The organism is Methylobacterium sp. 275MFSha3.1 (genome assembly GCF_900108435.1).
Lineage (GTDB): Bacteria > Pseudomonadota > Alphaproteobacteria > Rhizobiales > Beijerinckiaceae > Methylobacterium.
In genome coordinates, this window is sequence record NZ_FNWP01000035.1 from 1 (window position 1) to 19380 (window position 19380).

The 19380-nt window shown below is 72.1% G+C and carries 21 protein-coding genes; 13 read left to right on the top strand and 8 right to left on the bottom strand.

The genetic code is table 11. The features are described 5' to 3' along the window. Positions 1 to 588 (top strand): methyl-accepting chemotaxis protein (locus BLW78_RS27710; RefSeq protein WP_244527085.1); only part of this gene is annotated, 588 nt, incomplete at its 5' end. Positions 589 to 649: 61 nt separating this feature from the next. Here the strand turns inward: BLW78_RS27710 and BLW78_RS27715 are convergent. Further along, positions 650 to 1108, bottom strand: coding sequence for a DUF2852 domain-containing protein (locus BLW78_RS27715; RefSeq protein WP_091683327.1), 459 nt, complete (start codon positions 1106 to 1108; stop codon positions 650 to 652). 57 nt (positions 1109 to 1165) lie between these two features. Next, the gene (locus BLW78_RS27720; protein WP_091683328.1) at positions 1166 to 1843 is read right to left on the bottom strand and encodes a TetR/AcrR family transcriptional regulator; all 678 of its coding nucleotides are present in this window, start codon (positions 1841 to 1843) and stop codon (positions 1166 to 1168) included. A 223-nt stretch (positions 1844 to 2066) separates the two neighbouring features. Here BLW78_RS27720 and BLW78_RS27725 point away from each other — a divergent pair, with 223 nt between their 5' ends. The 3 genes from BLW78_RS27725 to BLW78_RS27735 all read left to right on the top strand — a co-directional run bounded on the left by BLW78_RS27725 (position 2067) and on the right by BLW78_RS27735 (position 4189). Further along, positions 2067 to 2381: a hypothetical protein gene (locus BLW78_RS27725; RefSeq protein ID WP_020093604.1), complete on the top strand. Its 315-nt coding sequence runs from the start codon at positions 2067 to 2069 to the stop codon at positions 2379 to 2381. Between the two features lie 123 nt (positions 2382 to 2504). Further along, on the top strand, positions 2505 to 2912 hold the full coding sequence (locus BLW78_RS27730) for a thioredoxin family protein (RefSeq protein WP_091683330.1): 408 nt from the start codon (positions 2505 to 2507) through the stop codon (positions 2910 to 2912). Positions 2913 to 3016: 104 nt separating this feature from the next. Next, entirely contained in the window at positions 3017 to 4189 is a 1173-nt protein-coding gene (locus tag BLW78_RS27735; protein WP_091683332.1) for a glycosyltransferase family 2 protein, read from the top strand. A 5-nt stretch (positions 4190 to 4194) separates the two neighbouring features. On the opposite strand, the gene BLW78_RS27740 is transcribed toward BLW78_RS27735, so the two are convergent. Together BLW78_RS27740 and BLW78_RS27745 are read right to left on the bottom strand one after the other, a co-directional pair. Beyond that, entirely contained in the window at positions 4195 to 5136 is a 942-nt protein-coding gene (locus BLW78_RS27740; protein WP_091683334.1) for a helix-turn-helix domain-containing protein, read from the bottom strand. Between the two features lie 122 nt (positions 5137 to 5258). Then, positions 5259 to 6023 carry a zinc-ribbon domain-containing protein gene (locus BLW78_RS27745; protein ID WP_091683366.1) on the bottom strand — a complete coding sequence of 255 codons (765 nt, stop codon included), beginning with the start codon at positions 6021 to 6023 and terminating at the stop codon, positions 5259 to 5261. A gap of 181 nt (positions 6024 to 6204) precedes the next feature. On the opposite strand from BLW78_RS27745, the gene ftsE reads away from it, so the two are divergent. The 3 genes from ftsE to BLW78_RS27760 all read left to right on the top strand — a co-directional run bounded on the left by ftsE (position 6205) and on the right by BLW78_RS27760 (position 8790). Beyond that, positions 6205 to 6897, top strand: coding sequence for a cell division ATP-binding protein FtsE (gene ftsE / locus BLW78_RS27750; protein ID WP_020093599.1), 693 nt, complete (start codon positions 6205 to 6207; stop codon positions 6895 to 6897). After that, positions 6894 to 7862: a cell division protein FtsX gene (locus BLW78_RS27755; RefSeq protein WP_091683336.1), complete on the top strand. Its 969-nt coding sequence runs from the start codon at positions 6894 to 6896 to the stop codon at positions 7860 to 7862. The genes ftsE and BLW78_RS27755 overlap by 4 nt, the downstream gene beginning before the upstream one ends. A 151-nt stretch (positions 7863 to 8013) precedes the next feature. Beyond that, a complete protein-coding gene (locus BLW78_RS27760) occupies positions 8014 to 8790 on the top strand; it encodes a YdcF family protein (protein WP_091683338.1) in 777 nt (258 codons plus the stop codon). A 26-nt stretch (positions 8791 to 8816) separates the two neighbouring features. Here the strand turns inward: BLW78_RS27760 and BLW78_RS27765 are convergent, their stop codons facing one another. The 3 genes from BLW78_RS27765 to BLW78_RS27775 all read right to left on the bottom strand — a co-directional run bounded on the left by BLW78_RS27765 (position 8817) and on the right by BLW78_RS27775 (position 10348). Continuing rightward, the gene (locus BLW78_RS27765) at positions 8817 to 9143 is read right to left on the bottom strand and encodes a hypothetical protein (RefSeq protein ID WP_020093596.1); all 327 of its coding nucleotides are present in this window, start codon (positions 9141 to 9143) and stop codon (positions 8817 to 8819) included. Then, on the bottom strand, positions 9143 to 9610 hold the full coding sequence (gene ptsN, locus BLW78_RS27770; RefSeq protein ID WP_020093595.1) for a PTS IIA-like nitrogen regulatory protein PtsN: 468 nt from the start codon (positions 9608 to 9610) through the stop codon (positions 9143 to 9145). Before ptsN ends, BLW78_RS27765 begins: the two co-directional genes overlap by 1 nt. Positions 9611 to 9754: 144 nt before the next feature. After that, complete coding sequence (locus BLW78_RS27775; protein WP_026605000.1) at positions 9755 to 10348, bottom strand: ribosome hibernation promotion factor; 594 nt, start codon at positions 10346 to 10348, stop codon at positions 9755 to 9757. 167 nt (positions 10349 to 10515) lie between these two features. Between BLW78_RS27775 and BLW78_RS27780 the strand changes: the two genes are divergently transcribed. From BLW78_RS27780 to BLW78_RS31540, 3 genes are all read left to right on the top strand, one after another. After that, on the top strand, positions 10516 to 12084 hold the full coding sequence (locus tag BLW78_RS27780) for a glucan biosynthesis protein D (RefSeq protein WP_091683340.1): 1569 nt from the start codon (positions 10516 to 10518) through the stop codon (positions 12082 to 12084). Positions 12085 to 12136: 52 nt separating this feature from the next. Beyond that, complete coding sequence (gene mdoH / locus BLW78_RS27785; RefSeq protein WP_170855267.1) at positions 12137 to 14296, top strand: glucans biosynthesis glucosyltransferase MdoH; 2160 nt, start codon at positions 12137 to 12139, stop codon at positions 14294 to 14296. Positions 14297 to 14481: 185 nt separating this feature from the next. Next, entirely contained in the window at positions 14482 to 14649 is a 168-nt protein-coding gene (locus BLW78_RS31540; RefSeq protein ID WP_020093591.1) for a hypothetical protein, read from the top strand. Between the two features lie 23 nt (positions 14650 to 14672). On the opposite strand, the gene BLW78_RS31885 is transcribed toward BLW78_RS31540, so the two are convergent. Further along, positions 14673 to 14873, bottom strand: a complete 201-nt coding sequence (locus BLW78_RS31885; RefSeq protein WP_020093590.1) for a hypothetical protein — start codon at positions 14871 to 14873, stop codon at positions 14673 to 14675. Positions 14874 to 15420: 547 nt separating this feature from the next. Between BLW78_RS31885 and BLW78_RS32100 the strand changes: the two genes are divergently transcribed. The 3 genes from BLW78_RS32100 to BLW78_RS27805 all read left to right on the top strand — a co-directional run bounded on the left by BLW78_RS32100 (position 15421) and on the right by BLW78_RS27805 (position 19333). Then, positions 15421 to 15543 (top strand): hypothetical protein, encoded by a 123-nt coding sequence (locus BLW78_RS32100; protein WP_280142488.1) that lies wholly within the window; start codon positions 15421 to 15423, stop codon positions 15541 to 15543. A gap of 76 nt (positions 15544 to 15619) precedes the next feature. Beyond that, positions 15620 to 17932, top strand: a complete 2313-nt coding sequence (locus BLW78_RS27800; protein WP_091683342.1) for a Tex family protein — start codon at positions 15620 to 15622, stop codon at positions 17930 to 17932. Positions 17933 to 18121: 189 nt separating this feature from the next. Continuing rightward, positions 18122 to 19333 carry an ATP-grasp domain-containing protein gene (locus BLW78_RS27805; RefSeq protein WP_091683344.1) on the top strand — a complete coding sequence of 404 codons (1212 nt, stop codon included), beginning with the start codon at positions 18122 to 18124 and terminating at the stop codon, positions 19331 to 19333. Positions 19334 to 19380 lie beyond the last annotated feature (47 nt).

Below are 19380 nucleotides of genomic sequence, written 5' to 3' on the forward strand. Positions count from 1 at the left end.
GGCCTCGCGCGGGCGGCGGTCGCGGAGGCCGACCGGACCGGCGCGCTGGTCCGGGACCTGAGCGAGGCCGTGGCGCGGATCGGCGACGTGGTCGGGCTGATCTCGACCATCGCGGGCCAGACCAACCTGCTGGCGCTCAACGCCACGATCGAGGCGGCCCGCGCGGGCGCCGCGGGCCGCGGCTTCGCGGTGGTGGCCACCGAGGTGAAGGCGCTGGCCGAGCAGACCGCCAAGGCGACCGAGGAGATCGCGGGCCAGATCGGGCGGGTGCAGGCCTCGACCGGGCAGGCCGTCGCGGCGATCGGGACGATCACGGCCCGGATCCGCGACATCGACGGCGTGGCGACCACGATCGCGGCGGCGGTGGAGCAGCAGGGCGCGGCGACCCACGAGATCGTCCGCAACGTCGGTCAGGCCGCGGCCGGCACCGGCGAGGTGACCCGCAGCATCGTCAGCGTCGCTGGGGCCGTCGAGAAGACCGGTCAGGCCGCCGGGCAGGTTCTGGCCGAGGCGTCGCGGCTCTCGGAGCAGTCCGAGCACCTGAACGGCGAGGTGGCGCGGTTCCTCGATCGCGTCCGCGCGGCCTGAGACGGCACGCGGCGTTCAGGGGTGCGTCCGGGCCGATGGGCCCGGACGCCGCGTCGCAGAATCAGACCGCGCGGCCGCCACCCTCGGTCCGGCGCTTGGCCATGAACGCGTCGAACTGCTCGCGGTCCCGGGCGCGCTTCAGCTCCTCCACGAAGTCCGAGAAGGCGCGGCTCTCTTCCTCGAGGGCGCGGCGCTGCGCCTCGAGGCGGTCGAGCTCGGCCCGGCGGTACTCGTCGAAGGCGGCGTTCCCGCTGCCGCCGCGGTTCGCGGCCTCGAAGGCGCGGGCGAAGCGCGACGCGGGGCGCCCGCCCTCGAACCCCGACATCGTCCGGCGCGCGGCGTCCCGCATCTCGGCGAAGGCCGGGTAGCCCGCGAATTTCCAGGCCACGAGCGCGAGGCCGACCGGCCACCAGTAGATGAAGCCCACCACGATCGCGCCGATCTCCAGCGACCGACGCGGGAACGGGCCGGATCGGCAGAGCCTGCCGGTCGCCCAGGGAGAGGAGGATTGAGAGGTCACGGCTGTGCTCCGCTGTTCATGTGAACGCGGTTAACATGCGGGTCCGACGGGGGCCTTTCAAGGCCGCATACCGCCGCCGTCACGCTCGCCGGGGCGCCCCGCCCCGTGGACCAGGGCGAGGACTCCGGCTCGCAGCAGCTCGTACTTGTCGGGGAAGCCGGGGCCGCGCGGCAGATGGCCGGCGGCCGAGAGGGTGGCGAGGCCGTGCGCCAGCGCCCAGACCTCCAGGGCGATGAAGCGGGGCGCCACGCCCCCGAATCCGTCCGCGAAGGTCACCTGCAGCGCTTCCACCAGCAGGTCGAAGGGACTCGGCCGCGCCTCCGCACCGGGGGCGCCGGGCGGCGCGTCGGGATCGGCCCCGCCGGCGGGTGCCCCGCGGGTTTCGAAGATCGCCGCGTAGTAGGCCGGCTCCTCCTCGGCGAAGGCGAGATAGGTCTCACCCATCCGGGTGAACCGCTCCAGCGGCGTCCCGCGCGACGTCAGGGCCCGCGCCAGACGCGCGGCGAGCTCCGCGAAGCCGCGCCCGGCCAGCTCCTCCAGGAGTGCCTCGCGGCCGCGGAAATGGCGGTACAAGGCGGCCGGCGTCACGCCGACGAGCCGCGCCGCGTCGACCAGGGTGAAGCCGCCGATCCCGCGCTCGGCGATGAACCGGCGCGCGGCCTCCAGCAGGGCCTCCTTCAGGTTGCCGTGATGGTAGCTCCGCCGGTCGTCCGGCCCGTCCCGCCAGGGTCGCAAGATCTCACATCCTTCGCGCGCCTATTACACCACACCGGACCTCTACGCCCCTGTCGAGTCCGAAGACCAACGCAGTCGGTTTTTCCGAGGTCGGCCTCTACATGACCGGTGAACACGACGGTTGTTTCAGGCGCATGGGGCGACGCTTGACCGCTCCCAGGAAAATGTAACAGTGTTACACAACCGCAACGGGGCTTCCACGGCAGGACAACGAGCATCGCGCATGGCTTTCGTGAGCCTCAAGGCGTGGCGGGCCCGCTCGGCGGAGCGCGCCGCGATCGCGGCGCGCCTGAAGCAGGATCTGCGGACGGCCCTCGGCCTCGGCGAGGCCGACACGCTGGCGGTCAACGAGATCGCCTGCGCCGATCCGGGCTGCCCCGACATGGAGACGATCGTGCTGGTGATGCGCGCCGGCGCCCCCACGCGCGCCCTGAAGATCCGGCGCCCGATCGACGCGGTGGATCCCGACGACATCGCGGCGCTCGTGGCGGAGGACCGGTCGTCCGACGCGCCGCCGTCCGGCGTCTCGACAATGTGATCCGGCGCGGGGGCTTTCCGTCTTTGGGTCGCACAGGTCACAGGGACGGGGCCGGGCGCGCGACGTAGCATCCCGCCACCAGCAGCCCCCCGCGCCGACGGGGTCGCGGGAGGATCGCACGCCATGAAGAGCCGCCGTCACGTCCTCGCGCTCGTCGGCCTCGCCCTCGCCGGCCCGGCCCTGCTCGGGGTCCCGACCGCTGCCCTGGCGGGCGAGACCCGGCCGTTCTCGGACGCGGCCTTCGAGGCCGCGCAGAAGGGTGGGAAGCCGGTGCTGATCGCGGTCAGTGCCCCGTGGTGCCCGATCTGCCGGACGCAGAAACCGATCCTCGCGAAACTCGCGGCCGAGCCGCGTTTCAAGGATCTCCAGATCTTCGACATCGACTTCGACAGCCAGAAGGAGCTGCTGCGCCGCCTGAACGTGCGGATGCAGAGCACGCTGATCGCCTACAAGGGCGCGACCGAGGTCGGCCGCTCGGTCGGCGAGACCCAGCCGGAATGGATCGAGGGCCTCGTCGAGAAGACCCTCTGACCGGCGGCGCGTCGTCAGGTCTCCCCGGTCCGCTCCCGTTCAGGGAAGCTCCGGCATAAGCCCGATCCGGACCCGCACGACGGGTCCGGCGGAGATGATCACCGGTGTCGAGCCCCCCTTTGTCAGACGTCCCGGGTCCCGATGCGATCGTGGCGGTGCCCGTGCGTAACGAGGAGGAGCGGATCACCGCGTGCCTGAGGGCGATCGACGCCCAGGAGGGTGCTGAATCGGGGCGCGTCGGGCTCGTGCTGTTCTTGAACAACTGCACGGACGGCACCGAGGCCCTCGTCACCGCGCTGGTGCCGACGCTGTCGATCCCGGTCCGGGTGTCCGTCGAGAATTTTTCCGGCGCCCATGCCGGATGGGCCCGGCGCCGGGCCATGGACGCCGCCGCCGCCTGGCTGGGTGATGCGGGGAATGCGGGGATCATCCTGTCGACCGACGCCGACAGCCGGGTCCCGCCCAACTGGGTGGCGCGCAATCGCGCGGCGATCGAGGCCGGGGCCGACGCTGTGGCCGGCCGGGTCGAGCTCGACGCGGCGGAGGCGGCGCTGCTGCCGCCCTCGCTCCCCGCCCGCGGCCGGCTGGAGGACACCTACGACGCCCTGATCACCGAGGCCGAGGCGCGGATCGATCCCGATCCGAACGACCCCTGGCCCTGCCACCGGACCGCGATCGGCGCGACCCTCGCGGTGACCCGCAGCGCGTACCTCGCCGTCGGCGGCATGCCCGAGATCCCGCTCGGCGAGGACGGCGCCTTCATCGCCCGGCTGCTGGAACACGGGCTGCGGGTCCGGCACGCCACCGACGTCTGCGTGACCATCTCGGCCCGCCTCGCCGGGCGCGCGCCGGGCGGCGTGGCGGACACGATCCGCTCCCGCTGCGAGGAGCCCGACGCGCTCTGCGATGCTAGGATGGAGACCTTCCCGCGCGCCGTGCGGCGCTACCTCTGGCGGCGGCGATTCCGCCAGATGCACGGGCGCGGGGCGCTCGCGCGGAGCGACGGCTGGGCGCGGGCGATCGGCATCGTTCCGCCGGAGGCGCGGCGCATCGCGTCCCTCCCGCTGGGTCAGGCCATCGCGGAGGCGGAGCGCGCCAGCCCGCGCCTCGCCTACCGCCCGATCGGCCCGCGCCAGCTGCCCGGGCAGATCCGGATCGCGCGGGTCGGCGTCGTCGCGATCCGCCTCGGCCTGGGGCTCATCGGCGTGGCGCAGCGGCTCGCGGGCGCGGTCGCGCCCGGGCGGACGGTCTCCGACCCGCGCGGCAGCCGCATCTGACTCCGTCAGGGGCGGCGTTCCAGCACGTCCCGAGGCGCCACGCCGAACCGGCGGCGGAAGGCGCGGCTGAAGGTGGCCGCGTCGGTGAAGCCGCAGCTCGTCATCACCGACCCGATCCGCGTGCCGCCGCGGAGCCGCCTGTAGGCCCGGTCGAGCCGGGCGTCGCGGATCTTCGCCGCCACGCCCTCGTCGCCGGTGAAAGCCGCGTAGAGGCGGCTTCGCGAGACCCGCAGAGCCGTCGGCAGCGATTCCGGCCCGAAGGCGGGATCGTGCAGTCGGCGCTCGATATGGGCGAGGGCCAGGGCCCGCACGGCGTCCCCGGACAGCTCGTCGCCGGCCGTCTCGCCTTGGCGGTCGGCCAGGGCGCGCAGCAGGTGCAGGACGCCCTCGAGGGCGATGCCGGCTTCCGCCTCCGACATACCGCCGACCGTCTCGGAGAACGACCGCAGATAGGTCGCGAACAGGCCGCTGAGCGGCGTCGCGCGGAGACCGCGCCCGGCGAAGGCGTGCACGCTGCCGACCTGGCTCACGAAGGCGGCGCGCGGCACCTGGAGGCGGATCTCCTCGTAGGAATCGCGGCTGCCGATCGCGAAGGGCTGGTCCATGGCATGGACTGCGATGTCGCCGGCGCCCAGCACGGCGCCGCTGTTGCCCTGCTCGATGTAGCCGCTGCCCTGGACGAGGAGCACGATCGCGATGTCGTCGCGCCCGTCCCGGCGCACGTGCTGCGTCGTGCGCTCGACCCCGATCGGTTTGCTCAGGGTGTGCAGGATCGCGCCGTGACGGGTGATCGCGAGCCGGCGGCCCGCCGCAAACGGGATGTCGGGTGCCAGCGGCGTCGCGTCGACGCGCGCCAGTGCCGTGCTGCGCCAGTAGTCGAAGGCGCGCTTCTGATCGACCGAGTCGGTCGTCTCGACGACGATGGGAACGGTTTCGCGAACACTCAAGGCACGGCGATCCCATGCGCCGACGTCGGCCGACGCTCACGCCCGCAACGGGAACGCCGTCGAGAAGGTTGCCGATCCGCGGGAGAGGCGTGACCTGAGCTAATGACCGGCGCGGACCCGCCTCACCGATCCGCCGCCGCCACCCGAGGGTCGGAGCGGGTCGCGGACGCGTCGGCGAAACGCAGCACCACCGCGCGCCCAGCGGCCGGCGGCGACGGCAGGCTCGCGCGGAATCGCGCGGTCTCGGTCGCGGCGAGGATCGTCCGCGGCGGCGCGACCGTGAAGGTCTTGATCGTCCGACCGCCGGCGTCGCGGATCTCGACGCTCAGCGGCGCGACGGGCGCGTCCGAGCGCGCGACGCCGACGAGGTCGCCCTCGACGACGAGTTCCGCGGGACTGTCGTCCTCGGCCGGGTTGTTGAAGGCGACGACGTCGCGGATCTCGATCCCGCGCACGTTCACCGGCAGGCCGATGCGCGCGAACAGGGAGGCGGTCTGCGGGACGGCCCGGACCACGCTGGTCCGGGCGAGGCAGACCAGCGGGATCGCCGCCAGGAGCGTCAGGCCGAGAGCCAGAGACGGTGTCAGACCCGGGATCGCGCGGCGCGCCTTCCCGGCGGACTTGCGCTTGGCGGACCGTCGGGATTCGGGCGCCGGAACGTCGGTGGCATTCCGCACCGAGGCGGTCGCCTCCTCCCAGGCCGCGTCCGCGAGGGGATCGGTCTCAGCCTGCGCGGCGAGCTCCGCCTCGTGGCCGGCGAGGACGTCGGCGGGCGAGATGAACCACGTCTCGCGGCAGGCGGCACAGCGGACCGAACGGCCCTCCATGCCGACCTTGCTGGCGTCGATGCGATATTCGCTCGCGCAGCTCGGGCAGGCGATCAGCATCCGCGCCATACTCGCATCGATCGGCCGCGACCGGGCCGGACAGTGAATTGCTTGAAGAAGTGTGCCCGAACAGGGTTAAGGGGCCGTGAAATCCCCGAGGCCTTGAAAACGCCCGCCGCTCCGGCGATTCCCGAGGGACGGACAGACGAGATACGGCACGGCTTTGAACCTACAGGCGAGCATGAAGAGCCTGCTGCCCGGCGCGGAGCGGCCGGTGGTGCAGTTCGAGAATGTCGGCATGCGCTACGGCCTCGGGCCGGAGGTGCTGTCCGACGTGAGCTTCCGCATCGCGCCGCGCTCCTTCCAGTTCCTGACCGGCCCGTCCGGCGCCGGGAAGACGACGCTGCTGCGCCTGATCCTTCTGTCGGTGCGGCCGACCCGCGGGCTTGTCTCGATCTTCGGCGAGGAGGTGAGCGACATCTCCGCGAAGGCGCTGACCGGGCTCCGGCGCCGGATGGGCGTGGTGTTCCAGGATTTCCGGCTCCTCGACCACCTGACCACCTACGAGAACGTCGCCCTGCCCCTGCGCGTCCAGGGCCGGGCCGAGGCCAGCTACCGGGCCGAGGTGGTGGAGCTGCTGCGCTGGGTCGGCCTCGGCGAGCGCATGCACGCCCTGCCCCCGCTGCTCTCGGGCGGCGAGAAGCAGCGCGCGGCCATCGCCCGCGCGCTGATCGCGCGGCCCGACCTGCTGCTCGCGGACGAGCCGACCGGCAACGTCGATCCGGGCCTCGGGCGGCGGCTGCTGCGCCTGTTCCTGGAGCTGAACAAGCTCGGGACCTCGGTCATCATCGCCACCCACGATTTCGGCATCATGGACGCCGTCGATGCCCGCCGGATGGTCCTGGGCGAAGGCCGGCTGCGGATCGAGGAATGAGCACTCAGGCGATGCCGCGGACGAAGGCCGGTGGACCGGCCGTGCCGCCCGACCCGTCGATGCCGGCCAACCTGCGCCGCAACGCGCCGCTGGTGCCCACCGACACGGCGGCGGGGCGCTCCCTCGCGGCGGTCATCGCGATCCTCACCTTCCTCGCCGGCCTCTGCGCGGGCGCGGCCGAGATGGTCGCGACGAACGCCGCCCAGTGGCAGGGCGACGTGGCGCGGGAGGTCACGATCCAGGTCCGGCCCGGTCCCGGCCGCGACGTCGACGCCGACGTCGCCCGCGCCGACAGCATCGCCAAGGCCGAACCCGGGATCGCGGAGACAAGGGTGTTCAGCAAGGCCGAGGCGGAGCGCCTGCTCGAGCCGTGGCTCGGGACCGGGCTCGACCTGTCCGACCTGCCGGTGCCCCGGCTCATCGCCCTCAAGCTCTCCAGCAGCCAGGCGGCCGACCTGAAGCGGCTGCGATCACGCCTCGTCGAGGCGCTGCCGGGCGTCGCCAGCCTCGACGACCACGCGCTCTGGCTGCAGCGGCTCTCGACCGCCGCCAACGCCTTCGTGGGGATCGGGATCGGGCTCGTGCTGCTCGTCCTGATCGCCACCGGCCTCGCAGTGACCTTCGCGACACGCGGCGCCATGGCGAGCAACCGCGAGGTGGTGGAAGTGCTGCATTTCGTCGGCGCCGACGACGACTACATCGCCCGCGCGTTCCAACGGCGGTTCTTCGGCCTGGGCCTGCGCGGCGGCGCGATCGGCGCCGGTCTGGCCCTCGTGGCCTTCGTGATCGCCGGGCTCCTCGCCCGGGCCGCGCGCTCCGGACCGGCCGGTCAGGAGGTCGAGGCGCTGTTCGGCGCGTTCCATATCGGCCTGCGTGGCTACGCCAGCGTGATCCTGATCGGCGTGATCGCATCCCTCGTCACGGGCGTCGTCTCGCGCGTGACCGTGCGGCGCTTCCTGGCCTGATCCCTGCTGCGTCACGAAGACGTGGAAATAGGGGGTCTTCCGAGCGCGTTTACCATCTGGAAACTTTATCGTTGCGGTGTGGAAACAGCCGACCGCGCCGGCCTCCGAGCCGCCGCAATCGGCGCCGATTCTCCGGAGGATGACCACGCGTATGCTGCGCGCATCGGATCCGCCCTCGACCGACGCCGTCGGCTGGGCCTGGCACGAGTGGGGTCTCCCGCGCCGCGCCGCCGCGCGCCCGCGCGACCGGCGGCGGATCGCGCTCTGGACCTGCGGCCTCGCCGCCGGGCTCGGGATGCTGGCCCTGTTCGCGGGCTTTCTCGTGTTCGTCGGCGCGCTCGCCCGCCAGGAGCGGACGCCGACCGACCGGGCCGACGGGATCGTCGCGCTGACCGGCGGTGCCCAGCGGATCGGCGACGCGATCGACCTGCTCGCGGGCGGCTACGGGCGGCGCCTGCTCATCACCGGGGTCAACGAGCGGACCAGCCGCGACGAGATCGCCCGGCTGAACCCGACCCAGCGCGCCCTGATCGCCTGCTGCGTGGATCTCGACTACCGGGCGCGCAACACGATCGGGAACGCCATCGAGACGCGCCGCTGGATGCGCGCGCACCGGTTCAGCACCGTGGCGGTCGTGACCTCGAACTACCACATGCCGCGGACGCTGGTCGAACTCGACCACGCCCTCCAAGACAGCGACCGCGTCCTGCCGCATCCGGTCGTGAGCGAGGCCTTCGATGCCGATCGCTGGTGGCAGAACCCGCCGGCCGCGCGCCTACTGGCCTCCGAATACATGAAGTTCCTGGTCAGCTGGGTCCGCACGCGCTTCGAGGCCGATCCCGAACGCTCCCGCGCGGCGATCCTGATCGGGCGCGGCAAGCCGGTGAAGATGGTGGCCGAGCCGCTCATGCTCCGCGGCGTGGATTGAGGGCGCGGCGCGCGCCACGCCCGCCCCTACAGCCCCTTGCAGCGGGCCTTGATCGCGGCCGAGAACTCGCGGTCCGACCCCTGGACCTGGGCGAGGCGCTCGCCGCGCTCCGAACCGGACAGGCAGCGGCCGTAGACGCTCGCCACGCGGCGCATCGTCTCCACGTGGCGCCGCCAGACGCGGCAGTTCTTGGCGTCGTCCCCGTCCGCCTGCTCGAGCTGCTCGAGGGCCTGGCGCTGCATCGACTGCGCCACCAGGACGTCGCGCGCGCAGGTGGTCTCGCCCTGGGCGGCGGCGCCGGAGATGCCGGCCGCGAGGGTCAGGGCGGCGGCCGTTCGGAAGCTCTGGATCATCACGCGGCCTGCGGTGCCGTCGAGCGCGTCAGGAGCGCGTAGAGCGCGCCGGCGTCCCGGGCGGCGCGGATATGCGCGAGCATGCCCGGCTCGCGCAGGATGCGGGCGACCTGCGCCAGGGCCTTCAGGTGATCGGCGCCGGCGCCCTCGGGCGCGAGCAGCAGGAAGGCGATGTCTACGGGCTGCCCGTCGAGCGCCTCGAAGTCCACCGGCCGGTCGAAGCGCGCGAACAGCCCGAAGAGACGGTCGAGACCGGGCAGCTTGCCGTGCGGGATCGCCACGCCGTCGCCGATGCCGGTCGACCCGAGCCGCTCGCGCTGGAGCAGCGTGTCGAAGACGGGGCGCTCACCGAGGGCGGGCAGGCGCCGCGCCGCCTGCGCGGCGAGGTCCTGCAGCACCTGCTTCTTGGCGCGGGCGCGCAGGGCCGGCACGACCGAGTCGGGGTCGAGGAATTCCAGAACTGGCATCGAACGACCGTTGCCCCGTCGCCCGTTCGCGAGGAAGCGGGCCTCGTCGCAGGGGCATCGACGGCCGTTCCGGCCGCGCCCCCACCAGATTCAATAAGCGGGGAAACCAGCCGGTTCCGGCTCCGTTCCTCCCGACCCGCGGCGTCACTCGGTGGCGTTCGGCGGGTCCACCCAGCCGATCGCTCCGTCGCTCCGCCGATATACGACGTTGACGCGGCCGGTGCCAGCGTGGACGAACACAACCACTGGGGATCCCGTCATGTCGAGGGCCGTCACCGCTTCGCCGATGGTGCGGCGCTGGAGAGTCTTGGTGCTCTCGGCGACGATCGGCGGGTGGGCGTCGCCCTCGGCGGCGTCGTCCTCCTCCACCTCCGGGGCGGCGAACACCGCGTAGGCGGCCTCGACCGCCGCGTCGTCGCCCGGGCCCGTCGCGTGCTGCTTCAGCTTGTGCTTGTAGCGCCGCAGACGAGTCTCCAGGCGCTCCGCGGTCTGCTCGAAGCTCGACCGCGCGTCGTGCGCGAAGCCGTTGGCCTCGATCGTCAGGCCGGAGACGAGGTGCAGGACGCAATCCGTCCGGAAGGCTGTGCCGTCGCGCCGGAGCGTGACGTGGCCGTTGCAGGAATCGTGCATGTGCGAGTCGAGATACTTCGCCTGGATCGCCGACATCCGTTCCTCGACGCGGCCGCGCAGACTCTCGCCGAGATCCACGCCGTGGCCAGTCACTCGCAACGATCCCATGCTGCCTCCCCCGTTCCGATGCAGTCGGCCGAATTAGAGAGCCGGCTCGGGTTAAGTCAACGGAGCCCCTTGCGGTTCAAGCGCTTGCTTAACGCTGGGTTCAGCCGGCCTGTCCGTATACACGGGGCCTCCGGCACCTTGCCTTGCGACGTGAGACGACCGCCTGCATGATGATCGACCCCGGATTCTCCGCCACCGCGACACGCCGCGCCGTCCTGGGGGGCGCGCTCGGCGCTGCCGCGGGCCTGCTCCCGGCAGCCGCGCGGGCGGCCGACCCGGAGAAGGCCCCGGCCCTGCCCGGGGCCGGCGAGGCATTCGCGGCGGGCACGCTGACCGACCTCGCCCGCGCCCGGGCCGCCGCCCCCTACGCCGCCCCGAAGACCGGCGACGTGCCGACGGTTCTCAAGAACCTCTCCCGCGAGGCCTACGAGGCGATCCGTCCCGCGGAGGGCCGCGCGGTCTGGGCCGACCGGAATGCCGGCTACGTCCTGGAGCCGCTGCTGCGCGGCTCGATCTTCGAGACGCCGGTGTCGCTGTTCGTCGTGGAGAACGGCGTGGTGCAGCCGGTCGGGTACGACAAGTCCGCCATCGCGGCGCCGGGCCTCGACCTGCCCGACCTGACCGCCGACACCGCCTTCTCGGGCTTCCGCCTGCGCGCCCGGTTCGACGGTGCCGACGGGCTGTCGAACTTCGCCCTGTTCCAGGGCGCCTCGTTCTTCCGCCTCGTCGCCGAGGGCCAGGATTTCGGCATCAACGCCCGGGCGCTCGCCCTGCGGCCGGCGGATTCCCGCGGCGAGGAATTCCCGCTGTTCCGGGCCCTGTTCGTCGAGGCGCCGCGGGCGGGCCAGCCGGTCATCGTCCACGCCCTCGCGGAATCGGAATCGGCGACCGCGGCCTTCAAGATCACGCTGACGCCGGGCCGCGACGTCTCCACGGCGCAGATCGACGGGACGGTCTTCGCCCGCGCCGAACTCGACCATATCGGTCTCGGCGGCATGCAGGGCAGCTACCTGTTCGGGCCCCTCGACCGGAACCGCGTGGACGACCTGCGCGCCGCGGCCTTCTCGGTGGAGGGCCTGGCGATCCACAACGGCTACGGCGAACCGATCTGGCGCCCGGTTCACAATCCCGAGGCGCTGCAGGTCTCGGCCTTCGTGGATCGCGGGCCCAAGGGCTTCGGCCTCATGCAGCGCGCCCGCGCCTACGACGATTTCGAGGACGACCGGCGCCACTGGGAGCAGCGACCGTCCCTCTGGCTGGAGCCCCTCGACGACTGGAACGAGGGCGCGGTCACGCTGCTGGAGATCCCGAGCGATTCCGAGCTCAACGAGAACGTCTTCGCCTACTGGCGGCCCAAGGCAAAGCTCGCGAAGGGCGCGGAGATGCGCTTCCAGTGCCGGCAGCACTGGTCCAAGGGCTGGCCGGACCCGCTTCCGCCGGAGATCGCCCGGGTGCGCGACAGCCGCTGCGGCCACGGCAGCACGGGGAACCGCCGGCTCTTCGCCGTCGATTTCGAGGGCGACGCGCTGTTCCAGCCCGGCGACATCGACGTCGACCTCGGCGCCTCGGCCGGGACGATCACGCGCCAGGAACGGTTTCGGTACCCCGATCGTAAGACGCTGCGGATCCTGTTCGAGCTCGATCCGGGGAGCGAGCGCGCGAGCGAGCTGCGTCTCGCGCTCCGGCGCGGCCAGGCCCGGGCCAGCGAGACCTGGCTGTTTCGCTGGACACCCTGAACCCCGACCCGATTGCTGAGGAACGGCCTCCCCCGTGCGACTGGACGAGACCATGATGTTGCCGCCAGCGACGGACGCCGGTTCCGGGCGCGAGACCGTGACCGACGGCGGCCGTTATCTGCCGCCCGAGGCTCCCCTGTCGATGCCCGTCCAGGATCTGGCGCGCTGGGATCCGGGGCTCGGTCACCGGCCGGAGCGCCGGGTCCGGACGCCCTGGCCTGAGCGGATCCTGGTGTTCGGCGGCGCCCTGGCGCTCACGGCCTTCGGCGGCTGGCAGATGGTCGAGACCGTGTCGGTCTCCGGCAGCCCGACCGCCCTCCAGCTCGTGCTGGTCGTCCTGTTCTGCCTGACCTTCTCGTGGATCGCCCTGGCCTTCACCAGCGCGGTGCTCGGCTTCGCGACGCTGCTGCGCCGGCCCCGGCCGACGCCGAACCCGGCCGCGCTGCGCACGCGGACCGCGGTCCTGATGCCCGTCTACAACGAGGCGACGGCCCGCACCTTCGCGGGCATCGAGGCCATGCGCGAGGCGGTCGAGGCGACCGGGCTGGGCGATCATTTCGACTGGTTCGTCCTGTCGGACTCCACCCAGCCCGATGCCTGGATCGCCGAGGAGCGGGCCTATCTCGACCTGCGCGGCCGGCTCGGCCCCGAGGCCCGGCTCTACTACCGGCACCGGCCGAAGAACCATCACCGCAAGGCCGGGAACATCGGCGATTTCGTCACCCGCTGGGGCGGGCGCTACGACCACATGCTCGTGCTGGACGCCGACAGCCTGATGAGCGGATCTGCCGTCGTGGCGCTCGCGGCCGCCCTGGAGACGGACCCGGACGCCGGGATCATCCAGACGCTGCCGCTGATCATCAACCGCAACACCCTGTTCGCCCGGCTCCAGCAATTCGCGGCCCGGATCTACGGCCCGGTGATCGCCGCCGGCCTCGCCGCGTGGTCGGGCCGGGACGGCAACTACTGGGGTCACAACGCGATCATCCGGACCCGCGCCTTCGCGGATTCCTGCGGCCTTCCGGACCTGCCCGGGAAACCGCCTTTCGGCGGACACATCCTGTCCCACGACTTCGTCGAGGCGGCCCTGATCCGCCGGGCGGGCTGGGCGGTGTACATGCTCCATCGCCTGCCGGGCTCGTACGAGGAGAGCCCGCCCTCGCTGATCGACGTGGCGGTGCGCGACCGGCGCTGGGCGCAGGGCAATCTCCAGCACGCGCGGGTGATCGGCGCCGCCGGGCTGCATCCCGCGACGCGGCAGCACTTCGCCACCGGCATCGCCGGCTACCTAGCCTCACCGCTGTGGCTGCTCCAGCTGGTGGTCGGCATCCTGCTGGTTCTCCAGACGGCGACGGAGCGGCCGGACTATTTCGGCGGCGCCGGCTTCTCGCCGGTCTTCCCGCGCTTCGATCCGGTCCGCGCGCTCCAGCTGTTCGGCCTGACCATGGCGGTGCTGCTGGCACCCAAGTTCCTCGGCCTGATCCTGGCGCTGCTGGACGGCCCGGTGCGGCGCGCCTGCGGCGGCGCCGGACGGCTCGTCCTGTCGAGCCTCGTCGAGATCCTGCTGTCCGCCCTGGTGGCGCCGGTGGCGATGGTGATCCAGTCGGGCTCCGTGATGGGCATCCTGCTCGGACGGGACACGGGATGGAACCCGCAGCGGCGGGACGACGGCTCGATCCCGCTGCGCGACATCGTCGTCCGCCATCGCTGGCACACCTTGCTGGGGCTGGTGGCGGGCGTCGCCGCCTTCGCGATCGCCACCTCGCTGTTCCTCTGGATGAGCCCGACGATCCTGGGTCTCGTTCTGGCGATCCCGATCTCCTGGGCGAGCGGCCAGCTCGGACTCGGCCTGGCGCTCAAGCGACGCCTGCTCCTCGCCACGCCGGAAGAGGTCGCGCCGCCCGAGATCGCGGTCCGGGCCGCCTCCCTCGCGGCCCGCAACGCTGAACTCGGATTCGACGACGCCGATTCCCTGGCGGCCCTCCACGGCGATCCCGAGCTCGCGCGCGCCCACACGCGGATGCTGCCCCTCGGACAGCGGCGGCCCCGGGGCGCGATCGATCCGGACCAGACCCTGGCCACCGCCAAGGTCTGCGAGGCCGAGACGGTGGCGGAGGCGCAGGCGTGGCTCTCGCCGAAGGAGCGGATGGCGCTCCTGCACGACCGGGCCCTGGTCGACCGTCTCGTCCGCCTCGACGCGCGCGAACGGTGATCGCGGTCCGTCTGCCCGCCGAGTGACGGGTCGCGGCGCGCGCCCGAGATCGCTCAGCGCCGCTCGCGAAGACGTGTCGGTGCGCCCCGATCGTGAGGTCCACCGAGGCCGCCCGACGGACCGAGCCGTGAGAAGTGATTAACCATTCCGGTCCTAGATTCGCGCATCGTCATTCGGATCCGGTCATGACCCTCCTGTTCGTGTTCCTGCTCCTGCCGCTCGCGGTGGCCATCGTCCTGGCCCGCGGCGAGCCGATCCGCACCATCAGCTGCCTCGGCGCGATGGGCGTTGGCTGCGTCATCGCCGCCACGAGTCTCGTGAGCCTCGTGCGCCACCGGATCCGGACGACCTGACACCGGACCGGAGCAAGCTACCGTCAGAGGAACCCGACCTGACGCGGGCCGCCGCCCAGGCTGCGCCCCGCACGGGAGACGAGCTGAGAGAAGGCCAGGGCTGCCGCCGTGGCCTGGGCGCGGGACGGGAAACTGCGTCGCGATTCGAGCACGGGCTCGTCAGTCTCGTTGACGAGAACCCAGGACCACAGCGACCGGCTACGCTCTCGTATCTCGAATTGCACGGGCGCCTCCCTGTCCGGGACATGCGGAGCGAAAGACTTGCATCCGCGGGTGACATCCGGATGACGTTGTTTCGCGACCGTCAAGGCGCACCGGCCGCCGCGATCTTCCACTGAAGACTAGTGTCTTCGTGGACGGAGCGCGGTGAGATCGATGGTTTAGCATCGTGCCAGTTATCCATCGAGATCTGACCCGAACAATCGGGTGCGAAATCCGTGCCAGGTTGAGCGGACAGCCGGCCAGCTATCCCCAGGAACTGCGCTGGTCCCGTGACGGCCGCCTCGGCATCCGCGCTGCAGACGCCGCGACGGGCCTGCGACGCGTGGACTTGACTGGATTGTCTGGATCTCGATGCTCTGACCCGTTGCGGGCGGGGTCGAGGGCATTCTGGCGGCAGCACCCGGTGGCGCTGCGAGGCGGATCGACGTGATGGCAGATCACAGCAGAGTCCCGAACGAACGGTCGCGCCGCCTTCTCGGCGATCTGGCCGAGACTCTCGGATGTTCGGTCGACGTCTTCTTCGATCCGGACCCGCAGGACGACCGTTCGATGACCGAAGAATTGCTGACCCTGTGGTTCTCGATCAAGGATCCCGATGCCCGGCACCGCATCCTGGATTGTGCCCGGGCCGTGAAGGCCGAGGCCGGGGCGGACGCGCAGCTGCGCCCCTGACCGGTGCCTTGTTTCCGACGGCTTGGCGCTCCACCCAGGCAGCCCGTCCGTCGCCGCGACTCCAGTCGGAGAACCCATGAAATCCGTGAACGCTCTGATCGCCGAGGAACTCGGTGTCGGGGAGGCGCAGGTCGCGGCCACCGTGGCGCTCCTCGACGGCGGCGCGACCGTGCCGTTCATCGCGCGCTACCGGAAGGAGAATACGGGCGGCCTCGACGACACGCAGCTGCGCAGGCTGGAGGAGCGCCTGTCCTACCTGCGCGATCTCAACGAGCGGCGCGCCGCGATCGTCGCGAGCATCACGGCCCAGGGAAAGATGTCCCTGCCCCTGGCGGCGGCCCTCGACGCCGCCGACACGAAGGCGCGGCTGGAGGACCTGTATCTGCCCTTCCGGCCCAAACGGCGCTCGAAGGCGCAATCCGCCCGCGAAGCCGGCCTCGAACCGCTGGCCCAGGCCCTGCTGAGCCGTCCCGACCGCGCGCCCGAAGCGGTCGCGACCGCTTACGTGTCGGACGCGCGGGGCGTGCCGGACACCGAGGCCGCGCTGGAGGGCGCCCGCGCCATCCTGATCGAGCGCTTCGGCGAGGATGCCGACCTCGTGGGGCGCCTGCGGGCGGATTACTGGCGGACCGGTCAGCTCGTCTCGCGGGTGCGCAAGGGCAAGGCGAACGAGGGGGCGAAGTTCTCGGACTACTTCGACTGGAGCGAGCGGCTGGAGCGCATGCCCTCGCACCGGATCCTGGCGATCTTCCGCGGTGAGCGGGAAGAGGTGCTCGACGTCGGCTTCGCCGCGGAGGGGGAGGAGTCGGCGCCGGGCCTTCCCGGGCCCTTCGAGACGGCGATCTGCCGCCGCTTCGAGATCGCGGCGCGGGGGCGTCCCGGCGATGCCTGGCTCCTCGACACGGTGCGCACGGCCTGGCGGACGAAGATCCGGGCCGGGATCAAGCAGGACCTGCGCGGCCGGCTGTTCGAGCGGGCCGAGGACGAGGCCGTGTCGGTCTTCGCCGGGAACCTCAAGGACCTGCTCCTCGCCGCCCCGGCGGGCGGGCGGGCGACGATGGGGCTCGATCCGGGCTACCGGAACGGCGTGAAGGTCGCGGTGGCGGATCGGACCGGGCGGGTCGTCGCGGTGGAGACGACCTACCCGCACGAGCCGCAGCGGCGCTGGCGGGAGGCCGTCGCGACGCTCGGCCGGCTCTGCCGGCTGCACGGCGTTGAGCTTCTCGCCGTCGGCAACGGCACCGCGTCCCGCGAGACCGAGCGCCTCGCCGCGGAGATCATCGCGGCGAACCCGGACCTGCCGCTGGCGAAGGTCGTGGTCTCCGAGGCCGGCGCCTCGATCTACTCGGCCTCCGAGATCGCCGCCAAGGAGTTGCCCGACCTCGACGTGTCCCATCGCGGCGCCGCGTCGATCGCCCGGCGCCTCCAGGATCCCCTGGCGGAACTGGTCAAGATCGACCCCAAGTCGATCGGCGTCGGGCAGTACCAGCACGACGTGAGCGAGGCGAAGCTGTCGCGGTCGCTCTCGGCGGTGGTGGAGGACGCGGTCAACGCGGTCGGGGTGGACGTCAACACCGCCTCCCCGGCCCTGCTGGCGCAGGTCTCCGGCCTCGGCGGCGCGATGGCGGCGCGGATCGTCGCCCACCGCGACGCCCAGGGCCCGTTCCGCACGCGGGCGGCGCTCAAGAAGGTCCCGGGGCTCGGCCCGAAGACCTTCGAGCTGGCCGCCGGCTTCCTCCGCATCCAGGGCGGTGACGACCCGCTCGACGGGTCGGGCGTCCACCCGGAAGCCTATCCGGTAGTCCGCCGCATCCTCCAGGCGACGAAGAGCGACATCCACGTCCTGCTCGGCAACGCCGCCCTCCTCGGCCGCCTCGCGCCGGAGCCCTTCGTCGATGCGCGCTTCGGCCTGCCGACCGTGCGCGACATCATCGCCGAGCTCGAGAAGGCGGGGCGGGACCCGCGGCCGGAATTCAAGACGGCGCGCTTCCAGGAGGGCGTCGAGACGATCGGGGACCTGAAGCCCGGGATGCAGCTCGAGGGTGTCGTCACCAACGTCGCGGCCTTCGGGGCCTTCGTGGATATCGGCGTCCACCAGGACGGGCTCGTCCACATCTCGGCGATGGCCCGGCGGCGGATCGCGTCGCCCACCGAGGTCGTCCGGATCGGCGAGGTCGTCCGGGTGCTGGTCCTCAGCGTCGACGTCCCGCGCAAGCGCATCGCGCTGTCGCTGCGGCTCGACGATCCCGTCGAGCCGGGCCAGCAGACCCGGAGGACGGCCGAGCCGCGGCAGGACGCGCCGCGGAGCCGACCGAGTTCGGGTCTGGCGCCCGGCGGGGCGCTGGCCGACGCTCTCCGGCGCGCGGGCGCCGCGCCGCGGCGCGAGTGAGGCACGCCTGACGCGCGCGCACGGCCACCGCGTCGCGGCCGGGACTTCCGACGGTGAACCGAGAACATGGTTAGCGCTTCGTAAACCTCCGTGCGATCAGAGTGCGTTCGTCGTGCCGCGGAGCGCGATTCGAAACACCTGATCGCGGTTCCGGGATCGCTGCGGCGACCCCACGGCTCGGAGGCTCTGATGCAAGCGCACGTTGCGGGGATCGACAACCCGAACCCGATGATCGGCCCGGCCCGCCTGATCCGGGCGGCCTTCGAGGGCGCCGACATGGCCGCCCTGGCCGCCGAGATCCTCGCCGAAGGCGGCGACTCCGCCCTCGACGCCGGGACGGCGCTGGACATGGCGACGATCCTGCTGCTGAAGCACCGCTTCACCGAGGGGCTCGCGCTCCAGAGAGAGGTGCTGGACGGACAGCGGGTCTTCTCGCTGCGCTCGAACCCGGATCAGGCGCGGATCCGCGTCCTCGTCCTGGTCACGGCCGGCGATCTCATGGCCAACACGCCGATCGACTTCCTGCTGAACGACGGCGATTTCGGCCTCACCTACCTCTATCTCCGCCCCGGCGAGCCGATCCCGCACGACCTGCCGGCGCACGACGTCATCGTCACGGGCATCGCCTACGCGCGGACCGCCGAGCCGCTCCTGGAAGCCCTCGCGGCGGCGGCGGACCAGTGGACGCGGCCGATCGTCAATCACCCGCGCCACGTCCTCAAGACGTCCCGCCACGGGATCGCGGACGCGCTCCGCGGGGCGGATGGGATCCTGGCGCCGGAGGTCGTCCGCGTGAGCCGCTCCATCCTGAGCGCCGCGGCGTCCCGCAGAGCCGAGGGCCCGACCTACCCGCTCCTCGTGCGCCCTCTGGACACGCACGCCGGCAACGACCTCCAGAAGATCGACCGGGCGGAGGACCTGCATCTCTACCTCGCGCAGACGGAGGCCGAGGCGTTCTACGTCACGCAGTTCTGCGATTACCGCGGTCCCGACGGCCTCTATCGGAAATTGCGCATCGTACTGATCGACGGTGTGCCCTACCTCTGCCACATGGCCATCCGTGATCACTGGATGATCCACTACCTCAACGCCGGCATGCTGGAGGATCCGGTGAAGCGGCAGGTCGAGGCCGCCGCCATGGCCACGTTCGACACCGACTTCGCCGAGCGCCACCGCGCCGCGTTCGCCGAGATCCACCGCAGGATCGGCCTCGATTACCTGATCATCGACTGCGCCGAGAGCGCGGACGGCCGTCTGCTGGTCTTCGAGGCCGATACCGGGATGGTCGTCCACGACATGGATTCGGCGGAGCTGTTTCCCTACAAGGCTCCGCAGATGCGCCGGGTCTTCGCCGCGTTCCAGGACGCGCTGCGGGGGCGGGCTCGGGGGCGGACCGCCTAGGTCGGCCGCCTCGGAAAGGGGGGGGGCTGCGGGCGTCGGGTGCTCCA